The organism is Micrococcus sp. iso_239 (genome assembly GCF_056173395.1).
Genome location: NZ_CM149672.1, coordinates 2,471,717 through 2,496,854, shown reverse-complemented (window position 1 = coordinate 2,496,854; position 25,138 = coordinate 2,471,717). Strand labels below are relative to the sequence as shown.

Sequence of the window (25,138 nt, the reverse complement as noted above, 5' to 3'; positions counted from 1 at the left end):
CGGTCTCGAGCTGCATGGGGTGAGCGTAGAAGTCCGTTCGTCGTCATAGATGGCCCCTCACCCCCCGGTCGCTCGCGAGCATCGCGTAGACGAGGGTGTCCGTCCACTCGCCCTTGCTCCACAGGTCCTGCCGGTGGTGTGCCTCTCGACGCATCCCGAGCATCTCGGCCAGTCGGGCGGACGCCGTGTTGCGGGCATCCATCTGTGCCACTACCCGGTGCAGGCCAGACGTCTCGAACCCCAGGTCCAGCAGCGCAGCCGCGGCCTCCCGGGCGAAGCCTTGACCGGCATGTCGCGGATCCAGTGCCCAGCCGATCTCCGCGACACCGCGCTCGCGGTCCGTCAGCCACAGGATCACGTCACCCACGGGGACGCCCGCGTGCTCCACCACCAGGGACACCGCCCCGGACGGGCCGCCGAGGTCGTCCCACGTGATCCGCTTGGCCAGCTTCGCCCGCGCGGTCGCCTCGTCCCAGGGCTCGTCCAGCAGGTGGCGCACCACCTCGGGCTGCGTGTACATCTCCTGCAACCAGCCGAAGTCGTCCTCCCGGTGCGGCCGCAGCGTCAGCCGCGCGGTGGGCAACGGCCAGTCAGGGGCGCGGCCGCCCGCAGCCGCGCCCTCCTTGCGCCCCGCCGGAGGCGGGGCGTCGACGTCGGCGGGGACCGGCGTCGTCGTGCCGGACGCCCAGTCCTGGCGCAACATTGCGTAGGCCACGGACGCGAACGGCTCGCCGCCGTCCACGGGCCAGCCGCGCCGGTAGTGCGCCTCCTTGACCCAGCCGGCCCGGCGGAAGGTGCGCAGCATGGGGACGTTGTCCTCGCGGGTCTGGCCCTCGAAGCGGTCCACCGCGGGCATCGTCTCGAAGACGCGCCGGGTGAGCGCGGTGAGGATCTGCGCGCCGAGCCCGCGCCCGCGGAACCGCTCCGCCACGCGCAGGTCGAACAAGGGGGTGGGGTCCGTGAGGTCCTCCAGGCGCACCACGCCGACGCGGCCGTGCTCGGGATGCTCGATCCAGAAGGTGCGGTGGTCCTCATCCTCCCAGGCGCCGCCATCGACGGCCTTCTCCGCCTCCGGCCGGGTGACGCGCGGGCGCGTGTGGAACGGCCACGCGTTCTCGGTGAGCAGGGCGACGAGCGCGTCCCGGTCGGCGCCTGCCGGGTCGAGCGGAGTGAAGGTGACGTCCATGGGGCCGAGAGTAGGGGAGGGGACGTCACCGCCGCCCGTTGCCGTGACCCCATGGCCACGCCCCTCCTCGACCTCGCGGCGCACCGCGCGAGGAAGCCCGGGACGCGCAGGCCGAGATCGGCTGGACCATAGCCCAGGCCCACGCCGGCCGGGGCCGCGCCACCGAGCTGGCCTGTGCCCTGTTGGACCTCGCCTTCGCAGGCCTCGGCGTCCGACCCGTGGAGGCTCACGCCTTCGCGGACAACGCGCCCATCCTGCGCGTGATGGAGAAGGTCGGCCTGCGCCACGAGGGCACCTTCAAGGAGGAGTCACTGCACCGCACCCGCGGCTGGGTGGACGGCGTCACTTACGCGATGCTCGCCTCGGAGCATCGGGCCCGGGGCAGACGGCTTTCCACCTCACGACGCCCAGAAGTACGCAACTCTCTAGACATAACGTTGCGTAAGGTGGCGGCATGAGCAACGATCCGCGCCCGACCCCGTGGGCCGTCGGCTGGGAAGAGCGCCCCTGGGCCGCGGGCCCGGATGACGCCGGGCTGCGCTCCCGCAGCGCTCGCGTGCGCGCCTCGGGCCCGTATCGAGCCGCGCTCCCGGCCCGCATCGCCCGACTCGGGCTCGACCTGCCCTCCGATCTGGCGACCGAGGTCGAGGAGGCGACGGCCGCCGTCGTGCGCTTCGACGCCGAGATCAGCCACGCCCTCCCGGGGCTCACCGGCGAGATCGCCCCGATCGACGCGGTGCTCCTGCGCACTGAGCCCGCGTCCTCCTCGCAGATCGAGCACATCACCGCGGGCGCGCGAGCCCTCGCCCTGGCGACTCTCGGCGAACGCACCCGCCCGAACGCAACGCTCGTGGCGGCGAACGTGAGGGCCATGGGCGCTGCTTCCCGGCTGGCCGCCGACCTCGACGAGCCCGCCCTGCTGGCCGCCCATCGTGCCCTCATGGACGGTCAGGAGCATGCCCGGCCGGGCGCCTACCGCGATGCGCAGGGGTGGATCGGGGGCGGGGCGCCCACGCCGCACACGGCGCAGTTCGTCCCGCCCCACCCGGAGCGCCTGCGTGCCGGGATGGACGATCTCTTCGCCTACCTGCGACGCACGGACGTACCCGCCCTCGTGCAGGCCGCCATCGCGCACGCCCAGTTCGAGACCATCCACCCGTTCGCGGACGGCAACGGCCGCACCGGGCGCGTCCTCGTGCACGCCGTGTTGCACCGGGCCGGCGCGATCACCCGTATGGGGGTGCCCCTCTCCGCGGGACTCCTCACGGACACGGCCGGATACTTCGACGCCCTCACCGCCTACCGCGACGGCGACCCCGCGCCCATCGTGCGCCGCTTCGCACAGGCCGCCCTGGCCGCCGTCGGCAACGGCCGAGAGCTCGTCGCGGACCTGGACGAGGCCCTGACCGGCTGGCGCGAGCGGCTCACCGCCCGGCGGGACGCGGCGGTCTGGCGGGCGCTCGCGGTGATCATCGCGCAACCCGCCGTGACCGTGGACCACCTGGCCCAGGTGCTGGGTGTCTCGCGCCCGGCCACCCAGCGGGCCGTGGACCAGCTTGTCGAGGCCGGTGTGCTGCAGCCGGTCTCCAGCCAGCGTCGGAACCGGGTGTGGCTGGCCACCGAGGTGCTCGCCTGTCTGGACGAGTTCGCCGCGCGTGCGGGCCGGCGGGGTTGACGGGGGCGGTCTACAGGGTTGACCAGCCTCAGTGCCGTATGGAGTGCCCCGGCCATGGTCAGGCGAACACACGAGGTGAGGCCCGCGGGATGACTCGCGGTCCGTCAGCCACAGGATCACGTCCCCACGGGCATGCCCACGTTCCCCACCACCAGAGACACCGATCCGCCAGGGCCAGCCGAGGTCGTCCTCCCGGTGTGGGCGCAGCGTCAGGCGCGCGGTGCGCAACGGCCAGTCACAGGCGCGCGGTGCGCAACGGCCAGTCAGGGGCGGGGCCGCCCGCAACCGCGCCCTCCCCGCGCTCCACCCGGGACGTCGACGTCGGCTGGGTGCCACGCTTCGACGTCGACGTGCTGGAGGCCGCCCTGCGGCCCGTCCACGAGCGGCCCCGGTGGGAGGAATGGGGGCAGATCGCCGCGCCAACCCTGCTGATCACCGGGGAGAACGGGTACGTGCCCGCCGGAGAGCTGGACGAGATGCGGCGTCGGCGCCCGGATGTGCGGCACGTGCAGGTGCCCGGCGCGGGGCACGACGTGCACCTGGACGCGCCGGAGCGGGTGGCGGAGCTCGTGCGGGGGTTCGCGGCCTGATTGCTCTGGGGCAGGATCACCTCATGGACCACAAGCAGATCCTCCACGACGGGCTGCGCCGCCAGCGTGCGGCCCTCCTGCAGAAGCTCGAGGGCCTCAGCGAGCGCGACGCCCGCCTGCCGCGCACTCCCACCGGCACCAACCTGCTGGGACTGGTCAAGCACGCCGCCGTCGTCGAGCTGGAGTACTTCGGCGAGACGTTCGACCGCCCCGCGGAGGTGCAGCTGCCCTGGGCGGCGGCGGGGCAGTCGGAGGAGGACAACGTGGACATGTTCGCCGCCGAGGGGGAGTCCCTCGAGGACGTCCTCGAGTTCGCCCGCCGCTGCTTCGCACACGCGGACGCGACCATCACGGCCCTCGGCGCCGACGCCCACGGGCGGGTGGCGTGGTGGCCCGACGACAAGGCGGAGGTCACGCTCGCGCAGATCATCGCGCACGTCGCCCTGGACGAGGCCCGGCACGCCGGCCACGCGGACATCCTGCGGGAGCAGATCGACGGGCAGGCCGGCCTGCGCGCCCCGGGGAACAACCTGCCCGTGTGGGGCGCCGACCGCTGGGCCGCCCACGTGGACCGTCTGACCGCCATCGCGGAGGGGAGCGGCGGGCCGGGCCGGAACTGAAGGCACATGCCTCCCGTTCCGCCGCTGGGCCTACGCTGTGGCCATGACGAGTATCCCCGCTGCCGCCGTACCCCCTGCCCTCCAGCGCTCATTCGATGCGTGGGCTGCCGCCGGCAGGCCCGCCGACGAGCCCACGCGTTGGTCCTTCGATCACTGGACGGCCCACGTGCCCGACCTGCCCGCCTGCCTCGAGCGCGAGCCGCTGACCCGCGCCGTCGTCACCGGTTACGCCGCGAAGGTGACCGCCGAGGACCGCGCCGTGCAGCGGGACGCCTTCATCGCCGCGATGGTGTGGGGATACGGACGGGTCGGCTACGGCCCCTCCCGGGTGGAGCGCATCATGGCGCAGCCCGGGTTTGAGGAGCAGCTCGCCGACGTCACCCGCATCACCCTCGAGCAGGGCGGGCCCGCGGCCTTCGAGCACATCCGGCAGCAGCGCAAGAGCGGGGTCGGCTGCCTCAAGCACCTCGGCGCGGCCTTCGGCACCAAGTACCTCTACTTCCTCACCAAGGCCCACCGGGAGTCCGACATCGCCCCCGTCCTCGACTCCGTGGTGCGCGCCTGGTTCGCCGAGCATGTGAAGGACGTCGACGTCCGGATCGGCGGCGGTTGGACCTGCCCCCGCAAGTACGCCACGTACGTGGAGACCATGCAGGCGTGGGGTGAGGAACTCAAGATCCCGGCCGACGACGTCGAGCGGCTCATCTTCCTCCAGCAGCAGGACTCCACCCAGGAGCCCTGGCGGGAGAGCTGGAGTTCCGCCGCCGCGGACCCGGAGGCCGGCGAGCTGCTCGAGGCCCTCCGCCTCGCGCTGGCCGACCTGGGCGCCGGGGACGACGCCGAACCCCACCTGCAGGCGCTGGAGGATGTCATCGCCGACGCGGAGGACCGGGCGCCCGACGAGGCGTGAAGCCCCGCCCGCCTGTGCGCGGTTGGCGTCGGGATGAACGTGTCCGCTGAGCAGCTGATCGGCGACGAGTCCGGTGTGCACCGCGGCCTGTACCTGCGTGTCGTGGACCACGTCCCGTGGCTGCGCGGCTTCGCATGCGACGACCTCCACGTCTTCGACCCCGAGGACCGGTGGATCCTGGCGCGGTGAGGGGTCAGCGATCTATCGCCAGGGCGCCTACCGTGTCCAAGGCCCTCCGTAGGCTCGAGGCGTAGCCGGGGTGGATGTCCCGGACGAAGAGAGGACATTGGCATGACCACCAAGGTGGGGTTCATCGAGGCCGCTTCCCATGCTCTGCAGAACGGTCCCCAGCTGTTCGCACGCGTCGAGGACGGCGGTGTGGTCATCGGCGGGGGTGGCGGCGAGGTCGTGCCGGATTCGACCGGGCTGTACGCGGTTGTCGCGCAGGATCCAGACGCGGTGCGAGCCGAGCTGCGATTGGACACGTCTGTCAGTCGAAGCGATGTGCTTTACATCGGCAAGGCCGAGGGCAGCCTGCGGGCCCGCCTGGAACGCAAGCATTTCGCGGGCGGCGGCACCGCGCACTCCACTCTGCGCCGCACTCTGGCCGCACTCCTGGTGGATCGGCTGGACCTGGAGCCGGTCGCCGTCGCTTCCGCGGGTCGATTCTCCCTCACCCCGGAGAGCGGCGAGCAGCTGACCACCTGGATGCGCCGTCACCTCGCCGTCCGCGTGTGGCAGACACCCGCCGGGTTCGCGGAAGTGACACCGCTCGGGGGCATTGAGAAGCCTGTGATCGACGCGCACACCCCGCCGTTGAACCTCACCTACGGCGGCACCAGCCCCGAAGCACAGCTGCTCCGCCAGCGCATCCGGAAGGCCCGCACGGGCCTGGCGGAGCAGGCGAAGCGCGGTGTGGACGTGGTGGAAGTCCATTCGTCGGCGCGCGCGACCGTCGGCTACTTGTTCCGCCGCCGCCCCAGCCAGTACGGGCTGCGGGGAAGCGTCGGTCTCTGGGAGGAGCTCGCTGAACGGCTCGACGACACCCCCATGCCCACCAGTGAGTATGAACTCGGCCGGCTCCTGCGCGATGCGCTCAATCGCTCCCTTGAGGGGGCCGAGCCTTACGACGAGGACAAGGTCAACGTGGAGCGGTTCAACCGCGGAGGCATGAGTCAGGGCCTCGTCCATCTGCCCTGGTGGGAGGACCAGGCCATCCCCCTCCTCCTCGACCGCTGGGGAGCCTGGGCGGACACCCAGGGTCTCCTCGGCCCGGAGGACTACATCGGGAGCTGGTGACCCGACAGTGTGTGGTGCCTGCCGCCGTCCTCGATGGCCTCCTTCGCCACCGGCCGGGTGACGTGGGGCGCACAGGGAAGGGCCACGCGTTGCCGGTGAGCAGCGCAATGAGCTCCGCGCGGTCCGCGCCGGCGGGGTCGAGACGGGTGATGGCGACGGTCATGGGGCGAGGGTGGGCGCCGGCATCATGGGCGCCTCCCCACCCGGACCCCTTCCGAGTCCGACACAATGCATACATCCATGCATGCATCCGATTATTCTGGCCCGCATGTCTCCACTCTCCGACCCCTTATGGGGCAGTCGTGCCACGGCTGCCGGCCGCCTGGCCCACGACGTCGCCTGGCGCATCGTCCGCGGTGAGATCGCCGCGGGGGAGATGCTCACCGAGGTCCAGCTCTCCACGGAGGCCGGCATCTCCCGGACGCCGGCCCGGGAGGCCCTCCTCCAGCTCGAGCGCTGGGGCCTGGTGCGGCTCCTCCCCAAGAAGGGCGCGGCCGTGCAGGCCCTCACGCCGCAGACCGTGGCCGACCTCACGGCCCTGCGCGGCCTCCTCGAGTCCACCGCCCTCGCCACGGTCGTCGCGCGGCCCGACGCCGTCGGGCCCCTCGTCGCCACGCTCACCGCCAACCTGGAGCAGCAGCGCGCCGCCCTGGACGCCGGCGACCTCGCGGCGTTCTCCGCGCTGGACGTGCGGTTCCACCGGGACGTGATCGCCACGTGCGGCAACGCCGCCTTCGACGAGGTCGTGCGCACCTTCGCCCCCCGCCTGGCACGCCTGATCCACGCCGCCACCGGCGGATCCGTCGACGCCGCCCGCCGCCTCCTCGATGGGCACGCCGAGATCTGCGCCCAGCTGGCCGCCGGGCGCGCCGCAGACGCCCAGCGCGCCCTGCAGGCGCACCTCGACGCCGCGGGGAGCGGCGTCGTCCCCGGCCTGCCGCCCGTGGGCCCGTCCGAGGCAGGTGAACCCCGATGATCGAGGGCCTGCTGATCCTGCTGCTCTGCCAGCTGGCGGGCACGCTCGTGGCCGACACGCTGCACCTGCCGATCCCCGGGGCCGTGCTGGGCATGCTCCTGCTGCTCGGCCTGCTCGCGTGGCGCCGGCCGGCCGAGGACGCGCCGGTGATGACGGCGAGCCATCACCTGCTCCAGCACCTGCCGCTGCTGTTCGTCCCGGCGGGCGTCGGCGTCGTCGCGGTGCTGGGCCTCATCGAGGAACACCGGGCGCTGATGCTGGTCGGCTTCGTGGTGCCCTGGCTGCTGGGGCTGGTGGTCACCGCCGGCGTCGCCGCCCCGCTCGCCCGCCGCCTCACGGACAAGGAGGACGCACAGTGAACGCCGCCGAACTGACCGACTCCCTCGCCGAGGCCTGGGACGCGCTCCTGCACACACCGCTGTTCGGCATCGCGCTGACCCTCGCCGTTGCTGTGCTCTCCCGCCGCCTGTGGCTCGCCGCCCGGCAGACCGCCCTGCTCACGCCCGTGCTCGTGACGATCGTGCTGGTGGCCGCGTTCCTGGCCCTGACCGGCATCGACTACGAGACCTACATGATCGGCGGCAGCTACCTCACCTTCCTGCTGGGCCCCGCCACCGTGGCCCTCGCCGTCCCCCTGTACCGGGCCGGCCCTGACATCCGGAAGCTGCTGCTGCCGGTCGCCGTCGGGGTCACCGTCGGCTCGCTGACCGCCATGGTGAGCGCCGTGCTGATCGTGCGGGCAATGGGCGGGGACGCCGCGCTGGCCGCCACGTTCGCCCCCAAGTCCGCGACGACGCCGATCGCCATGGCGGTGGCCGACGCCGGCGGCGGGATCGTCTCCCTCGCCGCCGTGCTCCCCGTGCTCACCGGCGTGCTCGGCGCCGTGCTGGCCCCCTGGGTGCTCGACCGGCTGCGCGTGCGCGACCCCCGCGTGCGCGGCCTGGCCATCGGCGTGAGCTCCCACGGCATCGGCACCGCCCGCGCCCTCGCCGAAGGCCCGAAGACCGGTGCGTTCTCCGCCCTCGCCATGGCCTGCTCCGGTGTGCTCACCGCCCTGCTGGCCCCGCTGGTGCTGGCGATGACGGGGTGAGGGGCCGGGCGGCCGCCCCCGGCCGGGCAGCCGCCTCGACCCGCTCCAGCCGCGGCGGCGTCCTTACCGTGTCCGCCCCGCCTGCCACCCTGGTCCTCTTCCTTCCCCGCGGGCCGCCCGCCGGCCCTCGCTGGCGCGGTGACGCGGCCCGGTCCTGCGAACGAGAGGACCCCACCCATGATGGGCCCGTCCCACGCGGCCACCGGCGCCGCGGCCTGGCTGGCGCTCACGCACTGGCAGTCGCCGATCGCCGTGCTGCACCTGCCCGCCGAACTCCAGCTGCTCGGCGCCGTGACCACCGCCGGCGCGGCCATGATCAGCGACTGGGACCACCCCCGCGCCACCGTCGTCCACGCCCTGCCGCCCCTGACCGAGTGGATGAGCCGCGGCATCCGCCACGTGGCCGGCGGGCATCGGCGCGGCACACACTCGCTGGTGGGGGTCGCGGCGTTCACCGCCATCGCGACGGCGGCCGCCTCCATCCAGGTGCCGATCGCGGGGCACGTCTACACGCCGGGGCAGGGGGTCATCGCCGCGTTCCTGGCGGCCGTGGCTGCCAAGGCCCTCCGACTGCTCCCGAACCGGGGATGGAGGGCCGCGTGGGCGCTCGGCATCCTGGTCGCGGTGTCGGCGACCGTCCTCAGCGACGGGCTGTGGTGGATCCCCGCCTCCGTGGCCGTCGGCGTGAGCGTGCACATCCTCGGCGACGCCCTCACCAACAACGGGGTGGCCCTGCTCTGGCCGCTCAGCCCGGAGCCCCCCGCGCGCCTGTGGTGGTGGCAGTCCTCCGGACGGTTCCGGCTCCCCCTGCTCGGCCGGACCGGGTCCTGGCGGGAGTGGGCGCTCGTCTCGGTGGTCACTGCGTTCACCGTGGTGCGGGCCGTGCGGCTCATCCCGCTCGCCGCTCGGGGGGTGGCGGCACTGTTCTGAGCGGCGGCACCCGGCCACCGCCGCCCCCTCACGCCTCCGGGAGCCACCCCGCCCGCACGGTCGCCTCGGTCCCACGCGGCAGCCTCGGACGGCCGCCGGCGGCCAGGTCCCGGCAGGCGTCCGTGAGCGCCTCGAACGGCCATCCCGGGACCCGGCCCAGCCCCTCGGCCGTGCCGTCCTCGCGCCAGTGCACGTGCCAGTCCCGGCGCCGCAGCCCATGACGGCCCCGCAGGCTCACCCCCGTCCCGACCGCGCGCACGACCGCCTGGTCCACGGCCTCGAGCAGCTCATCCGACCCGGGGTCGCAGGCGTCGCATCCGCAGTCCGGGAGCACCGCGTGCACCTGCCCCGGGGCCCCGACCGCCACCCGGATCACCGGCAGGACGCCGCCGTCGTCGTCCTGGGGCACGTCCGTCTCCAGCAGCCACCAGGGGGAGGCGCCGTCGACGTCGGCCGGCGGCGCCACCCGCAGCGCCCGGTCCACGGGGACCGCCAGGTCTGCGCGCCCGGCCTCGTCGAACGGGATGCCACGCACCGGGTCCGGGGCGACCGCGGCGCCCGCCTCCGCAAGCACCTCGGCCCACACGAGGGCCCGGGCGGTCATCCCGAGATCACTCCGTCGGCGTCAGTTCCCGCTTGAGGATCTTGCCGGTGGCGGTCTTGGGCAGCCCGTCCCGCACGGTCACGGTGCGCGGGTACTTGTAGGGCGCCACCTGGGACTTCACGTGCTGGATCAGCTCCTCCTCCGTGGCGTGCGCACCGGGGGCGAGCACCACGTGCGCGGCGACCTCCTGGCCGAGCTCCGGGTGGGGCACCCCCACCACGGCGGCCTCCGCGACGGCCGGGTGCTCGTAGAGCACCTCCTCGATCTCGCGCGGGTACACGTTGAGCCCGCCGCGCAGGATCATGTCCTTCGTGCGGTCCACGATGTAGTAGTTGCCCGCGGCATCGCGCCGGGCGAGGTCGCCGGAGCGGAACGAGCCGTCCTCGGTGATGGCCTGGGCGGTGGCCTCCGGCTTGCCCCAGTAGCCCTTCATCACGTTCTCCCCGCGGATCCACACCTCGCCCAGGGTCTCCTCATCGCCCTCGGGCACGACGGCCCCGTCCGGCGTCACCAGCTGCATCTCGCACCCTCGGACGGCGCGTCCGATCGAGCCCGGATGGTGCTCCTCGCCCGGGTGGTTGAAGCACGCCACCGGGGAGGTCTCGGACAGGCCGTAGCCCTCCAGGATCTCGCAGTCGAAGGTGGCCTCGAAGCGGCGCAGCAGCTCCACGGGCATGGCGGATCCGCCGGAGACGCCCAGGCGCAGGCTGGCCAGGTCCTCCGGATGGTCCTTGGCCGCGGCCAGCACGGCCCCGTACATGGTGGGCACGCCGATGAACACGTCCACCGCGCACTCCCGGACGGTCTGCGCGGCCACGGCGGGATCGAAGCGGGGGATCAACGCCAGGCTGGCGCCCGTCGTCACGGGCGCCATGAGCGCGCACGTGAGGCCGAAGACGTGGAACAGCGGCAGGCAGCCGAGCACGGTCTCCCCGTGCTGGAGCTGGATCAGCGTCTCCGCCGCGGTGTCCGCGTTGGTGCCCATGTTCCGGTGGGTCAGCTGGGCGCCCTTGGGGCGGCCGGTGGTGCCGGAGGTGTAGAGGATGACGGCGTCGTCCTCGAGGTCCCGCTCGACGGTCTCGGTCACCGGGCCGGGGCTCTCCGCGAGGTGCGGGGCGAGGCCGTCTTCGCCGAGGGTGCGCAGCGGCACACCGCGCTCGCGGGCGCCCTCCACGGCTTCCTCGGACGGCACGGACCACAGCATCGACGCGCCCGAGTCCTCCAGGTAGTACTCGATCTCGCGGCGCTTGAACAGCGGGTTCATGGGGACGACGACGGCGCCCAGCTGCAGGGCCGCGAAGAACACCACCGGGAACGCCGGGATGTTCGGCGCCATGAGCGCCACGCGGTCCCCGGGGCCGATGCCCTCCTGCCGCATGAGCCCGGCCAGGCGCTGGGACTGGTCCTGGAGCTCCGCGTACGTCATGCGGTTCTCGCCGAGGATCAGGGCGGTGGAGTGCGGATGCTCGGCGGCGGTGCGCTCGAGGCGGGCGGGCAGGGTGAGGGTCACGACGGGCCTCCGGGGGGAGTCGGATGTGATGGGAACCACAGCGTAACGCCCGGGGTCGCTCGTTCGCTGTGAGCCGAGCGGGGTGTGTCGGCCGACCTCACGCCAGCGACATCACCGCGGTTCTGCCCGGCGGTGATGTCGCTGGCGCGCGGTCATCCACCGGCCCCGCCTGCGACGTCGATGTGTCGTCTCCACGGCCCAGGGGCGCAAGACTGGTCCCCGCACACCGCCGCCCGGACCGCCGGGCCAGACCGGAGGACAGACCATGACCGCACAGACCCCCGCCACCCCTGCCATCCCCGCGACGATGAAGGCGGTCGTCATGCGTGCGCCGGGCGACGTCGTCGTGGAGGAGGTGGACACTCCGCGCGTCGCCCAGCCCACGGACGTGGTCCTGAAGCTGGCCGCCGCGTGCGTGTGCGGCTCTGACCTGTGGCCCTACCGCGGCCACAACAAGGTCGACCACCGGCGCATGGGCCACGAGTACGTCGGCACGATCGTGGAGAAGGGCGAGGACGTCGCCACCCTCGAGGTCGGCGACTTCGTGATCGGCTCGTTCATGCTCTCGGACAACACGTGCGAGATCTGCCAGGCCGGCTACCAGTCCCGCTGCGTCAACGCCGGCGAGTACACGGGCAGCCAGGCGCAGTACATGCGTGTCGAGCTCGCGGACGGCTCCCTCGTGAAGGTGCCCGGGGGTGAGCCCTCGGACCCGGACCGCCTGGCCGACTACCTCGCCGCCTCGGATGTGCTCGGCACCGGCTGGTACGCCGCCGTCGCCGCGCAGGCCGGCCCCGGCAAGACCATCGCCGTGGTCGGCGACGGCGCCGTCGGCCTGTGCGCCGTCCTGGCCGCCAAGACCCTCGGCGCGGAGAAGGTCATCGTGTTCTCCCGCCATGAGGATCGGGCCGCGCTCGCCCGGGAGTTCGGCGCGGACGTCGTGATCGCCGAGCGTGGCGAGGAGGGCGCCGCCCAGGTGCGCGAGCTCACCGGCGGCTACGGAGCGCACGGGGTGTGCGAGGCCGTCGGCACGCAGGGCTCCATGGACCAGGCCCTGGCCTCGGTGCGCCCCGGCGGGTACGTCGGGTTTGTGGGCGTCTCCCACGACCAGACCCTCGACGGCTCCGATCTCTTCGGCCGTGAGATCCACCTCGAGGGCGGGCCCGCGCCCGTCCGCCGCTTCCTGCCCGAGCTGATCGAGCGCATCCAGTCCGGGGAGATCCAGCCCGGCCGCGTGTTCACCGCGCGCATGCCGCTCGACGACGCCGCCGAGGCGTACCGGGCCATGGACGAGCGCCGCGAGATCAAGGTGCTGCTGGAGGTCTGAGGCCCTCCGCGGCGGGCGGAGGTGCCGAGAGGCTCCGCCGCCCCTCAGCCCTTCTTCACGGTGATCGTCCACTCTGCGGCGCCGCGCTTCACGAAGTCGGTGACCTCGTGGCCGTTCTCCGCGGCCCAGCGGGGCAGGGAGTCGGTGGCCTGGGTGCAGTCGAAGTCGATCACGAGCTCGTCCCCGGAGGGGATCTGCTGCATCGCCTGGTTGGCCTCCACGAGCGGGAAGGGGCAGACCTGGCCGTCGGTCTCGAGCAGGTGCTTCGCCATGGTGTTCTCTCCTTGGTGTCGGTGGTCAGAGGTCGTGCGCGGGCGGGCCGGCTCAGCCGATCGGCGTGAGCTTCACGGGGCGGGCCGTCCCGGCGTCCGCCGCCGCGCCCTCGGCCGAGGCGAGGCCGGAGCCGGGGGCGGGGACCGGCGTCGTGCCCTTGCCGCGGTGGTTGAGGATGAAGAGCTTGGCCGCCAGGCCGGTGCCGAGCACCATGAACACGAGCGCGGTCCAGCCCTGGAAGCTGAAGGTCGCGGTGTTCACCATCGCGTTGCCGATGGTGCAGCCGCCGGCCCACGCCGCGCCCCAGCCCATGCCGAGGCCGCCGATGATCGAGCGGACGGTGGTCTGCGCGTCGGGCACGCGGACGCGGAACTCGCCGGAGGCCTTCGCGGCGATGAACGAGCCGATCAGCAGGCCCGTCACCATCAGCACGCCCCAGTCCACGAGCTCGAGTTCGCCCGTGCCGAGGAACGCGCCGATGTTCGCGGACGGGCCGGTGATGCCCAGGCCGGACTCGCGGCCGGTCGCCCAGGAGAGCGGCCACGCGAGGATCGCCAGCACGCCGATGATCGCCGCGGTGACGAACGGGTGCCACGCCTTCTCGGTGAGCACGTGCGCGAGGCCGGTCTTGGCGGCGGGCAGGCGGAAGCGGGTCATGGCCGCCTCGCGACGCAGGTGATGACGCACGGCCAGGCCGACGCCGGCCACGAGCAGCGCCACGAACACCCACGGGGACAGCCCCGTGAGCTGCTGGAACGAGCCCGTCTGCGTCTCCACGGAGCGGACGGCCTCGGTGGTGCCGGCCAGCGGTCCCTTGCGGAACGCGGTGGCGCCCACGATGTAGAAGATCAGTGCGAACCACGAGCCCACGAGGCCCTCGCCCGCGCGGTAGTACGTGCCGGTGGCGCAGCCGCCCGCGAGCACGATCGAGAAGCCGAAGATCAGGCCGCCGATGATCGTGCCCAGCCACGGGAACGTCTCCGCCTCCAGGGTGATCACGCCCAGGGCGTCGAGGGCGAACACGCCCACCGACTGGACGGCCACGATCACCATGAACGCGGTGAGCCATCGGGTGGACCGGATAGTGAACAGGTCGCGGAAAGCGCCCGTGACGCAGAAGCGTCCGCGCTGGAACACGAAGCCCAGGACGAGGCCGAGGAGGAGTCCGGTGATGATCATGCCTGCCATGAGACAGGGTGCGGCCGGTCCCGCGCGCCGGGCAGGACGTGCGGGGTAACAGTCGCAGGGCTGTGCCGGAGACGACGCGCGGGGGCGCCGTGGGCGACGCTTGACCCTCCCCTTGGGGGAACGCCCACGCTGGGATCACCTGAGAGAAAGGTCGCCCCATGAGCCCCCCGATGACCGTCGGCGAGTTCGCCCTCGCCACCGGACTGAGCGCGAAGGCGCACGCGGCCGAGCTGCGACGCCGCCGCGACCTCGAGGACCGCGCGCTCGCGCTCGCGGTCGCCGGTGTCTACGCGGCCCCGGATCCTGACGACGACGGCGCCCCCGCCCGTCCCGGCCCCGTGGCGGAGCGCACGGTCGGGCCGACGCCGTGGGCCGGCGTCGTGCAGCGGGTGGCCCTGGACGAGGCTGGTGAGGAGGCGACCACCGAGCGCGCGAACGACGCCTTCGCGACGCTGTTCCAGGCGCTCGCGGAGGCGGGGTCGGCACCGGCCGGGCCGCCGTGGACGGCACTGCGTCCGGTGCCGGGCACCGCCGACGTCGTGGAGACCGTCCTGGCCGTCCCGCTGAGCGGCCCGGCTCCCACGGGCCTCAGGGTCGGCGGGCACGAGGTGGTGACCGGGGCGCTGCCGCGCCGCGTGGAGCGGTACGTGGACGTGCGGGCCGATGCGGGCGAGGTCGACCTGCTCGACGACGCCCCCGGCGGCGCGCTGCCCCATCCGGACCTGCTGGGACTGATGGACGCGTTCGACGTGGAGGATGCCGGCGCCGCGCCGGAGATCCGCCAGATCCTCGCGGACCCGGACGCCGGCCACGTCGAGCTGGCGATGACGGTGCGGGAGGAGGCGGTGACGGTGCAGGAGGAGGCGGGAGCGGGGCAGGGGTGAGCCGGGGCGGGGGCGGCACGGCGTGTCTGGCCGGCCGACCCTGCCGGTCCCACACAGACCCCCCGGGGGCTCAGGGGTGCCGGAGGTGGCCCGAATGTGATGGAGTGCACGGATTCTGTCCACGACCTGGGAAGTGACCATGGAGCAGTTCGTCACCGCCGCCAACTCGATCATGTGGAGCCTGCCCATGGTCGTCGGGCTCCTCGCCCTGGGCCTGTACTTCACGATCCGCATGGCGGCTCCCCAGGTGCGGCTGCTCAGGGACATGGTGGGCCAGCTGGTCAGGGGAGGATCGTCGTCGGCGGGGATCAGCTCGTTCCAGTAGTTCGCCATGGCCCTGGGCGGACGCATCGGCGTCGGCAACATCGCGGGCGTCGCGGCCGCGATCTACCTGGGCGGCCCGGGCGCGCTGTTCTGGATGTGGGTGACGGCGATCCTCGGCGCCCCCGTGGCGCTCGTGGAGAGCTCGCTGGCGCAGCTCTACAAGCACAAGGTCCGCGGCGAGTACCGCGGCGGGCCCGCGTACTACATCCTTGAGGGGCTCGGCCGGAACTGGCGGTGGCTGGCGGTCGCCTACGCCGCGGCCACCGTGTTCGCGACGGTCTTCACCGGCCCGCAGATCCAGGCCAACGCCGTCACCGCCGCCACGACCGAGGCGTGGGGCTGGGATCCGCTGTGGGTGGGTCTCGGGATGGCCGTGCTGTTCTGCGTGATCGTGTTCGGCGGCATGCACCGCCTGGGCCGCACGGTGGGCCTCGTGGTCCCGTTCATGGCCGGCGCGTACATCCTGGTGGGGCTCGTCGTCGTCGCGGTGATGTGGCAGGAGGTCCCGGCCATGTTCTCCCTGATCTTCACCAGCGCCTTCGCCGCCGACTCCGTCTACGCCGGCATGCTCGGCGCCGCCATCGCGTGGGGCGTGCGCCGCGCCGTGTACTCCACCGAGATCGGCACCGGCTCGGGCGCCCAGGCCTCCGCCGCCGCCCACGTCTCCCACCCGGTGAAGCAGGGCCTGGCCCAGGCGTTCTCCGCCTATGTGGACACCCTGTTCGTGTGCACCATGACCGGCCTGGTGATCCTGTCCACCAACAGCTTCAACGTGCTCGGCACGGGTGAGGGCCCCCCGATCGTGGAGCATCTGCCCGGCGTCGAGGAGGGCCCGGCCTGGGTGCAGATCGGCATCGACGTCGTCCTGCCGTCCTTCGGTCCGTCCTTCGTGGCCGTGGCGGTGTTCCTGTTCGCCTTCACCACGCTGCTGTCCTTCGCGTTCTACGCCGAGACGAACCTCGCGTACCTGATCCCGAACAAGAAGGCGCAGCGCATCTGCATCGCGGCCGCCCGCCTGCTGCTGGCCGCCTCCATGGTCATCGGCTCCGTGCAGACCTCCGCGTTCGTGTGGTCCCTTGCGGACTTCGGTGTGGGCCTGTACACGTGGGTGAACATCCTCGCGCTCGTGCTCCTGAGCCCCGTGGCCATCCGCCTGCTCAAGGACTACGACCGCCAGCGCCGCGCCGGCCAGGACCCCGTCCTGGACCCGGCCGCCATCGGCGTCCGCAACGCCCACCTGTGGGAACAGATCCACGCCGCCTACGAGCGCACCGGGGACGTGGACGAGGCCATGGACCACGTCGCGGACACCGCCCCGGACACCCGGGCCATCACCGTGGTCCCGCGCCGGGAGGGCTGAGGACCGACGACGGCGGCCCGGGGCGCCGGACGTCCGCGACGACGTCGGGCCACGGGCCAGGGCCGTCCGCGCGGCCTGAATCCCGGCAGGCTCACCCCATGGACCACAAGGAGATCCTCCATCAGGGGCTGCGCCGGCAGCGCGACGCCCTCTTCGCGAAGCTGGACGGCCTGCCCGAGCGGGAGGTCCGCCTGCCCCGCACCCCCACCGGCACCAACCTGCTGGGCCTGCTCAAGCACGCGGCCACGTGCGAGCTCGAGTACTTCGGCGAGGTCTTCGGCCGCCCCGCCGGCATCCCCCTGCCCTGGGACGCGCCGGGGGTGGGCGAGGAGGACGGCGCGGACCTGTTCGCCGCCGAGGACGAGACCCTCGAGGACGTCCTCGACTACGCGCGGCGATGCTTCGCGCACGCGGACGCGACCATCGAGGCCCTCGTCCTCGACGCGCGGGGGCGGGTCCCCTGGTGGCCCGCGCACCTGGCCGAGGTGACTCTGGCGCAGATCCTCTCCCACGTGGCCCTCGACGCGGCCCGCCATGCCGGCCACGCCGACATCCTGCGCGAGGGGATCGACGGGCAGGCCGGCCTGCGCGGCCCCGGGGACAACCTGCCCGGCTGGGACGCCGAGCGGTGGGCCGCGCACGTGCGGCGGCTCGAGGGGATCGCCCGGGGTGCGGGCCCGGTGCGCTAGCGTCCGCGGTGATGACTCCCCGCTCGCTCGCCGGTCTGGCCCTCACCGTCGCCGCCCTGATGTCCGCCTTCGTGCTGATGGCGCCGACGGCGCCGGGGCTGTTCGTCGGCGTGCTCACGGTGGGGACCTTCGGGTTCGGCCCGTTCTACGGGGAGCCCTCGCGGCAGCTCGTGGACCGGCCGTGGAGGCGGGACACGCGCTGGCGCGATCTCGCCCGCCGGGTCCGCACCGACTGGCTCTCCCGGCAGCTGGGCGCCGTCGGCTGGAACGCGGCCATCAGCCGCCGCATCACCGGCCGGGCCGACCTGCGGCGCATCCGCACCGCCGCCGTGGGCTCCCTCGTCAGCCACGCCGCCTCCGCGGGTCTGCACGCGGTGGCGGGCGTGGCGCTGGCGGCCGTCGGGCATTTGGTCTGGGGCGTGGTCGCGGTGGCCCTGGGGCTCGTGGTGCACGCCTGGCCGGCCCTGCTGCAGGTCTCCGTGCTCGGGCGCATCGACGGACTCCAGACGCAGATCCGCGGGGACCAGCTGCTCTGGTGACCGGCCGGCACCGGGCGGCCCGGCCGAGCACTTTGTGGGCCGAATCCGACGGATGAGCCCCTGAATCGGGCACGGGAGCGTCGCATTCGGCCCGCAAAGCGGTGGGGAGGGGGCAGCGGGGAGAGGGTGGCGAGGAGAGGGCGGCGGGGAGAGGGCGGCACCGCGCGCTCAGCCCTACGCTCGGACCCATGACCGAGCACACATCCGAGCACACCCCCGAGAACCCCCACGTCGTCCGCCGCGGCTCCGGCGTCCCGCTGATCGCGGTGCACGGCAACAGCGTGGACCACCGGCTGCTGCTGCCGCTCGACGACGCCCTCGCCGAGGCCGGGGAGGTCGAGCGGATCTACGTGGACCTGCCGGGCTTCGGCCGGACCTCGGCCCTCCAGGACGACGGCGGCCTCCCCGAGCTCGCCGCCTGGCTCGTGGACTGGATCCGCGCGGAGGTCGGCGAGCGGCCGTTCGCGGTGCTCGGCAACTCCCTCGGCGGCCTGCTCGCCCGGCACGTGGCGGCCGAGTTCGGCGCGCAGGTGTTGGGGCTGGGGCTGCTCGCGCCCGTCGTCGACCCGGACGAGGACCGGCGCACCCGCACCGACCTGGTGGTGCGCGAGCGCGACGACGCCTTCATGTCTACCCTCGACCCCGACGACGCCGCCCCGTTCCTCGAGATGTCCCCGCGGCTGACGCGGGACACGTGGGAGCGGTTCCGCGAGCACGCGCTGCCGGGCGTCCGCGCCGTGGACGAGGAGGCGCTGAAGCGCCTGTCCGCGCGCTACGTCCTGGACGCCGTGCCGGAGGAGGCCGCGCCGCCGTTCGAGGGGCCCGCCCTGATCCTCACCGGCCGGGAGGACCACCTCGTCGGCTACCGGGACCAGGCCGCGCTCCTGGAGCATTACCCGCGCGCCACCTACGCGGCGCTCGACGCCGCCGGCCACAACGTGCACCTGGACCAGCCGGAGGTCGCCGAGGCGCTCGTCCGCGCGTGGGCGGTGCAGGTGGGCCGCGCGGCGTCGGACTGAGGCGGGGTCAGGGGGAGGGACGGGCCTCCACCCGGGCCTCCGCCTCGGCGCCCGCCCCCACCCCGACGCCGGCCCGCGCCAGCAGGCCGTCGGCCACCCGCAGCAGGGCGGCGACCGCCACGAAGAACACGAGGATCGCCACCACGTAGACGGCGACGCCGTCGTAGCCCAGCCGCGGGACGTCCAGGATCGTGTACGGGTACCAGTCCAGCCACGGCCCGCGCAGCAGCGTGAACGCCAGCCAGGCGAGCGGGATGAGCGTGGACAACCACACCACCCGCCACGTGATCTGCCGCCGCGGCCCGAAGACCGCCCACAGCACCGGGGTGAGGATCGGCGTGACGATGTGCTGCAGGGTGTCGTTGAACCGCTCGACGGCGGTCATCGGGTCGGCGTCCCGCAGCAGCACGTTGAACACCACGCCCGTGATCACGATGCACACCACCCCCGTCACCCGCAGCACCCGGAACAGCGTGCCCGGCCGGTGCAGGCGCAGCGCCAGCAGCAGGGACGTCAGCCCCACCAGGAAGTTCGAGAGGAACGTGGAGTACGTGGGCTGGTTGAGCATGTGCTCCCAGCCGCCCTCGAGCACGCCCGCGTAGCCCGCGTCGGCCGGCAGGTCCGAGGACTTCCACGAGCCGATCCACAGTGAGAGCAGGTTGCCGCCCAGGGACAGGGCCGCGGCGACGGCGAAGGCAGGCCGCGCCGTCGTCGTCCAGCGGCCGGAGGGGGTGGGGAGGGTCATGCGCCCATCCTGCCGGAGCGCGACGCCGCCCCCGGTGCACTGGCCGAGCCGCTCGGGCCGGCGGGCGTGTCCCGGCCGGCGGTCCGGACCCTACGCTCGGCACCATGATCCGGACCCCCTGGACCCGCACCCCCGCCGGCGCGAGGCGCGCGCGCCGCCCCCGACAGTTCCGCCGCGTGACGACGACCGGGCCCGCCGCCGTGGACGTGGCCTGGGCCCGCTACGCCGACCTGCGCCTGTGGCCGCGGTGGGCTCCGCAGATCCGCGCCGTGGAGGCGCCACGGCGCCGGCTGCGGGCCGGGCTTCGCGGCGTGGTCCACGCGCCCCTGGGGCTGCGCGTCCCGTTCGTGGTCGAGGAGGTCGACGACGACGCCCGCACCTGGCGGTGGACGGTGCGGGTGGCCGGGACGGCGGTCTCCATGACGCACGACCTCACCGCCACCCCCCGCGGCACCCGGGCGGGGCTGACGGTCCACGGGCCCGCCGTCGTCGCCCTGGCCTACCGACTGCCGGCCCGCGTGGCGCTGCGGCGGCTGTGCCGGGCGCACCTCTGAGGGCGGACCGCCGGGCCGGGCCTGTGGCCAGGGGCCCCGCCCGCCTCACACCGCCGCGGCGTCGGTCCGCAGCTCGACGCGCGGCCAGTCGGCGAGGTCGGCGAGCATCTGCCGGTCGTGGGTCACCACGACGACGGCCTGCTCCGTGACCTGCAGGGCCTCGGTCATCTCGTCCACGAGCGCGGGGGAGAGGTGGTTCGTCGGCTCGTCCAGCAGCAGCACGTGGGGGCGCTCGATGAGCACCATCGCCAGGTGCAGACGGGCCTGCTGCCCCTGGGACAGGCGTCCGACCGGGGTGTCCGCGGCCTCGGCGGTGAGCAGCCCGAGCGAGGGCAGCGTGGGGGCCGGCAGGGGACGGCCCAGGTCGTCGACGCCGGCCTCGTCCGCGCCGACGCGGCGCACGTGCTCCTCGAACACGGCGGCGGCGGTGCGCTCCTCGTCCCACGCGGGGGTCTCCTGCGCCACGAGGCGCACGCGCACGTCGGCGCCCACGGTCACCAAGCCGCTCGTGGGCTCCAGGTCCCCGGCGAGCACGCGCAGCAGCGTGGACTTCCCGGCCCCGTTCGGGCCCGTCACCAGCACGCGGCCGCCCGGCACGAGGGCCGCGCCCATCGGCTGCTCGAGCCGCCCGGCCACGCGCACGGCGTCCGCGGTGAGCAGGACGTCGTCGCCCGCCGTGCCCGGCCCGCCCGCCGTGCCCGCCGCCGCGTCCGCGCCGTCCCGCGGGTCGCCGTCGGGCATGTCCGCGAACGGCCAGTCCAGGCGCAGGGGCGGCTCGGGCACGGTGATCCGGTGCGCCTCCAGCTCGTCGAAGCGCCGGTTGAACATCTGCACGATCCCCGCCGACCGGCTCGAGCGCTGGTGCTTGCCGGTGCCCTTCGGGGGCCGCCACGAGCCCTGCATCTGCTCCCGCGCGTCCTCCACGGCCAGCTCCAGCCGCTCGCGCTCGGCGTTCTGCTCGGCGTACTCCTGCTCCCAGGCGGCCCGGGCGCGGCGGCGCCCCTTCGCCCAGCCGGCGTACCCGCCGGAGTACCGCCGCGGCCGCCCGTCCTGGCTGGGATCCAGGTCCACGATGTCGGTGCACACGGCGCGCAGCAGGGCGCGGTCGTGGCTGACGACGGCGACCCCGCCCGGGTGCTCCACCAGCCGGCGGGTGAGGAAGTCCAGGGCGACGTCGTCCAGGTGGTTGGTCGGCTCGTCCAGCAGCAGCAGGTCCGGCCGGGAGCCGAGGGTGACGGCCAGGCGCACCCGGTGGCGCTGGCCGACCGAGAGCGATGTGAGGGGGTGCTCGCGGTCCGTGCACGCGTGCAGCCCCTCGAGGTCCATGTCCACGCGCCGGCCGGCGTCCCAGGCGTCGTAGAGGTGGGCCCGCTCCAGCGCGGTGGAGTACCGGTGTCCGGCGCCGGCGTCGTCGGGGGCCTCGGCCAGGGCGGCCGCGGCGGCGTCCAGGGCCTCGAGTGCGGCGTGCGGGCCCGTGAGGGCGTCGCGGACCAGGTCGCCCACCGTGCGGGAGCGCCCGTCGGCCCGCGCCCGCAGCGCCTGCGGGACGAACGCGAGCGTGCCCGCCCGCGTCACGCGGCCGACGTCGGGCGTGATCCGGCCCGTGAGCACGTGGAGCAGCGTGGTCTTGCCGCGCCCGTTCTCACCCACGATCCCGAGCCGCGAGCCGGCGTTGATCCGCACCGTGGCGTCCGTGAGCACGCGGTGCCCGCCGAGCGAGACGGTCAGGTGCTCGCCGCGCAGGTGGGCGGCGGGCCCGGCGGGCAGGGCGGGGGAGGGAGGGCCGGAGGTCATGTCCGCCAGTCTAGGGAGGGGGCGCGCTGCCGCGTCCGGGGTCGGGACTACGCTCGGGGCCATGTCCGCCGCCCCGCCGCCGCCCGCCTTCGGCACCGTCCTGCACCACCGCGCCCACGGGATGGCCCCGGGGGAGTCCATCTCCCCGCCGCTGGTCCACGCGAGCGCGTTCCACCTGCCCGGCGCGGACCCGGACGGCGCCCCCACCGCCCCCGGCGCGGACGTGCCTTTCCAGTACGCGCGCTGGGCCACGCCCACCTGGTCCGCGCTCGAGGCCGCCCTGGGCGCGCTGGAGGACGCCGACGTCGCCGTGGTCCCCTCCGGCATGGCCGCGATCGCCGCCGTCCTGCTGCCCCTGCTGCACCCGGGGGACCGCGCCCTCCTGCCCGCGGACGGCTACGGGCCCACCCGCGCCCTCGCCGCCGAGCACCTCACGCCCCGAGGCGTGCACGTGGACCTGGTCGCCACCCAGGGGCTCGCCCATGCGGACCTGAGCGGCTACGACCTGGTGCTCGTGGAGACCCCCTCCAACCCGGGGCTGCGCGTGGCGGACCTGGCGGACGTCGCCGCCCGCGCCCACGCGAACGGCCGCCGGGACGGCGCGGGGGCCCTCGTGGTGGTGGACAACACGCTGCTGACCCCCCTGGGGCAGCGCCCGCTGGAGCTGGGGGCGGACGTGGTCGTGGCCTCGGACACGAAGGCCGTCAACGGGCACACGGACGCCCTCGGCGGGCACGTGGCCAGCCGGGACCCGCAGGTGATGGCGCGCGTGCGCGACTGGCGCACCCTGGCCGGCGGGATCCTCGGCACCCACGAGGCCTGGCTGATCCACCGCGGTCTGGAGACCCTCGAGGTCCGCTTCGCCCGCATGTGCGCGTCGGCGCAGGCGGTCGCGGAGCTGGCCGCGGGCCACCCGGCGGTGCGCGCCGTGGTCTACCCGGGGCTGGCGGACCACCCGGACGCGGAGGTCGTGGCGCGTCAGATGACGGCGGCGGGCGGCCTCGTCGGGCTGCGGTTCGCGGACGCGGCGGCGGCCGAGCGGTTCATCGCCGCGGCGCAGTACGTGGTGCCGCAGACCAGCTTCGGCGGCACGCACACGGCGGCCGAGCGCCGCGCCCGCTGGGGCGACGACGTCCCGGCCGGCTTCGTGCGCCTGTCCGTGGGCGTCGAGCCGACGGCGGAGCTGCTCACCGATCTCACCAGGGCGCTGGACGCGGCGGCCGGACCCGCCTGAGCCCGGCCCTGCCCGCCTGAGCCCGGCCCGGCTACGCTCGCGAATCAGCCCCCGCCGCCCCGCCCCAGGAGGCCCCGCCCCATGCAGCTCGACCTGATCGTGGAGAACGCCCGCCTCATCACCGGCGACCCCGCCCGCCCGTCGGCCTCGCGGCTGGGGGTGTGGCGGGGCGTCGTCGTCGGGGTGGACGAGGAGATGGACGGCCTCGCGACGCGCGAACGTCTCGACGCGCGGGGGCGCACCGTCCTCGCCGGGTTCAACGACGCCCACGCGCACAGCGTCTGGTTCGGCCAGTCCCGACTGGACGTGGACCTCGAGGGCGCGCGCACCGCGGAGGAGGTCCACCGCCGGGTCCGCGCCCGCGCCGCCGAGCTCGACCCCGGCGCCTGGGTGACGTGCACCGGCTTCGACCCCGGCCACCTCACCGGACCCCAGCCGGACCGCGACAGCCTCGATGCCGCCGCCTCCGGGCGCCCCGTGCTCATCCGCCACAACACGGGCCACGCCGTCACGGTGTCCGGGGCGGTGCTGGTCCTGGCCGGCGTGGGGGAGCAGGTGCTGCAGCAGCCCGAGGGCGGGCGGATCCTCACGGACGCCGAGGGCCGGCCCACCGGTCTGTTGGAGGAGACCGCCATGAGCCTGGCGACCCGGCTGTTGCAGCCGGAGTCCCACGAGCACATCGGCGCGTGCCTGGCGCGGGCCTCGCAGGAGTACGCGGCCGAGGGCATCACCTCGGTGACGGATGCGGGGGTGGCCGGTGGGTGGATCGGGCACAGCCCGCTCGAGTTCGGCGCGTATCAGCGCGCCCGGGACGCGGGGCTGCTGCGCACCCGCTTCCAGACGATGGTCACCCTGGATGCGCTGCACCCGGTGGACGGCCATCCCGACGACGGCACGCACCTCACCCTCGACGCCGGCGTGCGCACGGGGGTGGGCGATGAGTGGCTGCAGATCGGGCCGGCGAAGGTGTTCACAGACGGGTCGATGCTCGGGCAGACCGCCGCGATGACCGAGGACTACTGCGGGCACGGCCACGGCCGCGGCTACCTGCAGCAGGACGCGGGGGAGATGCGCCGGGCGTGCCTCGGTGCGGCGGCCGCCGGCTGGGCGCTGGCCCTGCACGCGATCGGCGACGCCGCCCTTGACTTCGCCCTCGACGTGATCGCCGAGGCGCGGGGCCGGTTCGGGCGCCCCGTGATGCCGCACCGCGTGGAGCACGGCGGGGTAGTCCGCGACGATCAGGTGGCCCGCATGGCCGAGCTGGAGGTCGTGATGGCCACCCAGCCGAACTTCATCAGCGCGTTCGGCGGGTCGGTGCGGGAGCGGATCGGGCCGGAGCGGGCCGCGCTCTCGTACCCGGCCGGGCGGCTGCTGCGCGCGGGCCTGGTGCTGCCCGGCAGCTCGGACCGTCCCGTGGCCGGCGGCCGCCCGCTGGAGGTCATCCAGGACTTCGTGCTGCGCCGCACCGAGACCGGCGAGCAGTACGGCCCGGACGCGGAGCGGCTCACGGTGGCCGAGGCCCTGCACGCCTACACGGTCGGCTCCGCGGAGGCGACCGGCTGGGGCGGCCGCAAGGGACGGCTCGTCGCGGGCCAGCTCGCGGACTTCACGGTGCTCAGCGAGGACCCGCGCGCGGTGCCGAGCGATCAGATCGCGGCGATCGACGTCGTCGCCACCGCCGTGGGTGGGGAGTTCGTGCACGGCGGGCTGTGACGCCCGGCCCCGGCCCCGACGCCCCGCGACACCCGCCCCCCGCGACGAGCCCTGCGATATGGCCCCTACCCGCCCGGTTTAGGGGCCATATCGCAGGGCTCGTCG

At 74.3% G+C, this 25,138-nt stretch carries 27 protein-coding genes and 1 pseudogene; 21 read left to right on the top strand and 7 right to left on the bottom strand.

Annotation, left to right across the window (positions count from 1 at the left end; genetic code table 11):
• Nucleotides 1-43: 43 nt before the first annotated feature.
• On the bottom strand, nt 44-1,186 hold the full coding sequence (locus AC0VX2_RS11675; protein WP_070708968.1) for a GNAT family N-acetyltransferase: 1,143 nt from the start codon (nt 1,184-1,186) through the stop codon (nt 44-46).
• A 110-nt stretch (nt 1,187-1,296) separates the two neighbouring features.
• Here AC0VX2_RS11675 and AC0VX2_RS11670 point away from each other — a divergent pair.
• From AC0VX2_RS11670 to AC0VX2_RS11620, 11 genes and pseudogenes are all read left to right on the top strand, one after another.
• A pseudogene (locus tag AC0VX2_RS11670) lies at nt 1,297-1,644 on the top strand (GNAT family N-acetyltransferase); the annotation flags it as partial.
• Nucleotides 1,641-2,861, top strand: a complete 1,221-nt coding sequence (locus AC0VX2_RS11665; protein WP_070708969.1) for a Fic family protein — start codon at nt 1,641-1,643, stop codon at nt 2,859-2,861. The pseudogene AC0VX2_RS11670 and the gene AC0VX2_RS11665, both read left to right, overlap by 4 nt.
• Before the next feature lie 329 nt (nt 2,862-3,190).
• Nucleotides 3,191-3,451: an alpha/beta fold hydrolase gene (locus tag AC0VX2_RS11660; RefSeq protein WP_020621622.1), complete on the top strand. Its 261-nt coding sequence runs from the start codon at nt 3,191-3,193 to the stop codon at nt 3,449-3,451.
• A 23-nt stretch (nt 3,452-3,474) separates the two neighbouring features.
• Nucleotides 3,475-4,071, top strand: a complete 597-nt coding sequence (locus AC0VX2_RS11655) for a DinB family protein (protein ID WP_020621621.1) — start codon at nt 3,475-3,477, stop codon at nt 4,069-4,071.
• Between the two features lie 43 nt (nt 4,072-4,114).
• Entirely contained in the window at nt 4,115-4,981 is an 867-nt protein-coding gene (locus tag AC0VX2_RS11650) for an 8-oxoguanine DNA glycosylase OGG fold protein (RefSeq protein WP_145993066.1), read from the top strand.
• A 39-nt stretch (nt 4,982-5,020) separates the two neighbouring features.
• Entirely contained in the window at nt 5,021-5,170 is a 150-nt protein-coding gene (locus tag AC0VX2_RS11645) for a hypothetical protein (protein ID WP_216880094.1), read from the top strand.
• Nucleotides 5,171-5,272: 102 nt separating this feature from the next.
• Nucleotides 5,273-6,280 carry a GIY-YIG nuclease family protein gene (locus AC0VX2_RS11640; protein ID WP_070708970.1) on the top strand — a complete coding sequence of 336 codons (1,008 nt, stop codon included), beginning with the start codon at nt 5,273-5,275 and terminating at the stop codon, nt 6,278-6,280.
• Between the two features lie 268 nt (nt 6,281-6,548).
• The gene (locus AC0VX2_RS11635; RefSeq protein WP_069941227.1) at nt 6,549-7,256 is read left to right on the top strand and encodes a GntR family transcriptional regulator; all 708 of its coding nucleotides are present in this window, start codon (nt 6,549-6,551) and stop codon (nt 7,254-7,256) included.
• Entirely contained in the window at nt 7,253-7,615 is a 363-nt protein-coding gene (locus AC0VX2_RS11630; RefSeq protein ID WP_036315546.1) for a CidA/LrgA family protein, read from the top strand. Before AC0VX2_RS11635 ends, AC0VX2_RS11630 begins: the two co-directional genes overlap by 4 nt.
• A complete protein-coding gene (locus AC0VX2_RS11625; RefSeq protein WP_036315548.1) occupies nt 7,612-8,346 on the top strand; it encodes an LrgB family protein in 735 nt (244 codons plus the stop codon). Before AC0VX2_RS11630 ends, AC0VX2_RS11625 begins: the two co-directional genes overlap by 4 nt.
• 177 nt (nt 8,347-8,523) lie before the next feature.
• Nucleotides 8,524-9,276 (top strand): metal-dependent hydrolase, encoded by a 753-nt coding sequence (locus AC0VX2_RS11620; protein WP_036315551.1) that lies wholly within the window; start codon nt 8,524-8,526, stop codon nt 9,274-9,276.
• Between the two features lie 28 nt (nt 9,277-9,304).
• On the opposite strand, the gene AC0VX2_RS11615 is transcribed toward AC0VX2_RS11620, so the two are convergent.
• Together AC0VX2_RS11615 and AC0VX2_RS11610 are read right to left on the bottom strand one after the other, a co-directional pair.
• Nucleotides 9,305-9,880 carry a DUF6226 family protein gene (locus tag AC0VX2_RS11615; RefSeq protein ID WP_051995268.1) on the bottom strand — a complete coding sequence of 192 codons (576 nt, stop codon included), beginning with the start codon at nt 9,878-9,880 and terminating at the stop codon, nt 9,305-9,307.
• 7 nt (nt 9,881-9,887) lie between these two features.
• The gene (locus tag AC0VX2_RS11610) at nt 9,888-11,390 is read right to left on the bottom strand and encodes a long-chain-fatty-acid--CoA ligase (RefSeq protein ID WP_070708971.1); all 1,503 of its coding nucleotides are present in this window, start codon (nt 11,388-11,390) and stop codon (nt 9,888-9,890) included.
• Nucleotides 11,391-11,655: 265 nt separating this feature from the next.
• On the opposite strand from AC0VX2_RS11610, the gene AC0VX2_RS11605 reads away from it, so the two are divergent.
• Nucleotides 11,656-12,717, top strand: a complete 1,062-nt coding sequence (locus AC0VX2_RS11605; RefSeq protein WP_020625207.1) for a zinc-binding dehydrogenase — start codon at nt 11,656-11,658, stop codon at nt 12,715-12,717.
• 44 nt (nt 12,718-12,761) lie between these two features.
• Here AC0VX2_RS11605 and AC0VX2_RS11600 read toward each other — a convergent pair whose 3' ends face one another.
• Both AC0VX2_RS11600 and AC0VX2_RS11595 read right to left on the bottom strand, forming a co-directional pair.
• Nucleotides 12,762-12,989: a sulfurtransferase TusA family protein gene (locus AC0VX2_RS11600; protein WP_002855519.1), complete on the bottom strand. Its 228-nt coding sequence runs from the start codon at nt 12,987-12,989 to the stop codon at nt 12,762-12,764.
• Nucleotides 12,990-13,041: 52 nt separating this feature from the next.
• Complete coding sequence (locus AC0VX2_RS11595; RefSeq protein WP_020627049.1) at nt 13,042-14,169, bottom strand: YeeE/YedE family protein; 1,128 nt, start codon at nt 14,167-14,169, stop codon at nt 13,042-13,044.
• Between the two features lie 167 nt (nt 14,170-14,336).
• On the opposite strand from AC0VX2_RS11595, the gene AC0VX2_RS11590 reads away from it, so the two are divergent.
• The 6 genes from AC0VX2_RS11590 (at nt 14,337) to AC0VX2_RS11565 (ending at nt 18,993) form a co-directional block, all read left to right on the top strand.
• On the top strand, nt 14,337-15,062 hold the full coding sequence (locus tag AC0VX2_RS11590) for a transcriptional regulator (RefSeq protein ID WP_396729881.1): 726 nt from the start codon (nt 14,337-14,339) through the stop codon (nt 15,060-15,062).
• Between the two features lie 139 nt (nt 15,063-15,201).
• Nucleotides 15,202-15,387: a hypothetical protein gene (locus AC0VX2_RS11585; RefSeq protein WP_260840458.1), complete on the top strand. Its 186-nt coding sequence runs from the start codon at nt 15,202-15,204 to the stop codon at nt 15,385-15,387.
• A gap of 6 nt (nt 15,388-15,393) precedes the next feature.
• A complete protein-coding gene (locus AC0VX2_RS11580) occupies nt 15,394-16,746 on the top strand; it encodes an alanine/glycine:cation symporter family protein (protein ID WP_396729878.1) in 1,353 nt (450 codons plus the stop codon).
• 98 nt (nt 16,747-16,844) lie between these two features.
• Nucleotides 16,845-17,435 carry a DinB family protein gene (locus AC0VX2_RS11575; RefSeq protein ID WP_010079843.1) on the top strand — a complete coding sequence of 197 codons (591 nt, stop codon included), beginning with the start codon at nt 16,845-16,847 and terminating at the stop codon, nt 17,433-17,435.
• Between the two features lie 11 nt (nt 17,436-17,446).
• The gene (locus tag AC0VX2_RS11570) at nt 17,447-17,974 is read left to right on the top strand and encodes a hypothetical protein (RefSeq protein ID WP_020627046.1); all 528 of its coding nucleotides are present in this window, start codon (nt 17,447-17,449) and stop codon (nt 17,972-17,974) included.
• A gap of 188 nt (nt 17,975-18,162) precedes the next feature.
• Nucleotides 18,163-18,993: an alpha/beta fold hydrolase gene (locus tag AC0VX2_RS11565; RefSeq protein WP_020627045.1), complete on the top strand. Its 831-nt coding sequence runs from the start codon at nt 18,163-18,165 to the stop codon at nt 18,991-18,993.
• A gap of 7 nt (nt 18,994-19,000) precedes the next feature.
• On the opposite strand, the gene AC0VX2_RS11560 is transcribed toward AC0VX2_RS11565, so the two are convergent.
• Nucleotides 19,001-19,738, bottom strand: a complete 738-nt coding sequence (locus tag AC0VX2_RS11560; protein WP_475432590.1) for a Pr6Pr family membrane protein — start codon at nt 19,736-19,738, stop codon at nt 19,001-19,003.
• Nucleotides 19,739-19,842: 104 nt separating this feature from the next.
• Between AC0VX2_RS11560 and AC0VX2_RS11555 the strand changes: the two genes are divergently transcribed.
• Nucleotides 19,843-20,292 carry an SRPBCC family protein gene (locus tag AC0VX2_RS11555; RefSeq protein WP_020627043.1) on the top strand — a complete coding sequence of 150 codons (450 nt, stop codon included), beginning with the start codon at nt 19,843-19,845 and terminating at the stop codon, nt 20,290-20,292.
• A 45-nt stretch (nt 20,293-20,337) separates the two neighbouring features.
• On the opposite strand, the gene AC0VX2_RS11550 is transcribed toward AC0VX2_RS11555, so the two are convergent.
• A complete protein-coding gene (locus AC0VX2_RS11550) occupies nt 20,338-22,086 on the bottom strand; it encodes an ABC-F family ATP-binding cassette domain-containing protein (RefSeq protein WP_020627042.1) in 1,749 nt (582 codons plus the stop codon).
• A gap of 61 nt (nt 22,087-22,147) precedes the next feature.
• Between AC0VX2_RS11550 and AC0VX2_RS11545 the strand changes: the two genes are divergently transcribed.
• Nucleotides 22,148-23,320: a cystathionine gamma-lyase gene (locus tag AC0VX2_RS11545; protein ID WP_144819800.1), complete on the top strand. Its 1,173-nt coding sequence runs from the start codon at nt 22,148-22,150 to the stop codon at nt 23,318-23,320.
• An 81-nt stretch (nt 23,321-23,401) separates the two neighbouring features.
• Entirely contained in the window at nt 23,402-25,033 is a 1,632-nt protein-coding gene (locus AC0VX2_RS11540) for an amidohydrolase (protein WP_144819801.1), read from the top strand.
• Nucleotides 25,034-25,138 lie beyond the last annotated feature (105 nt).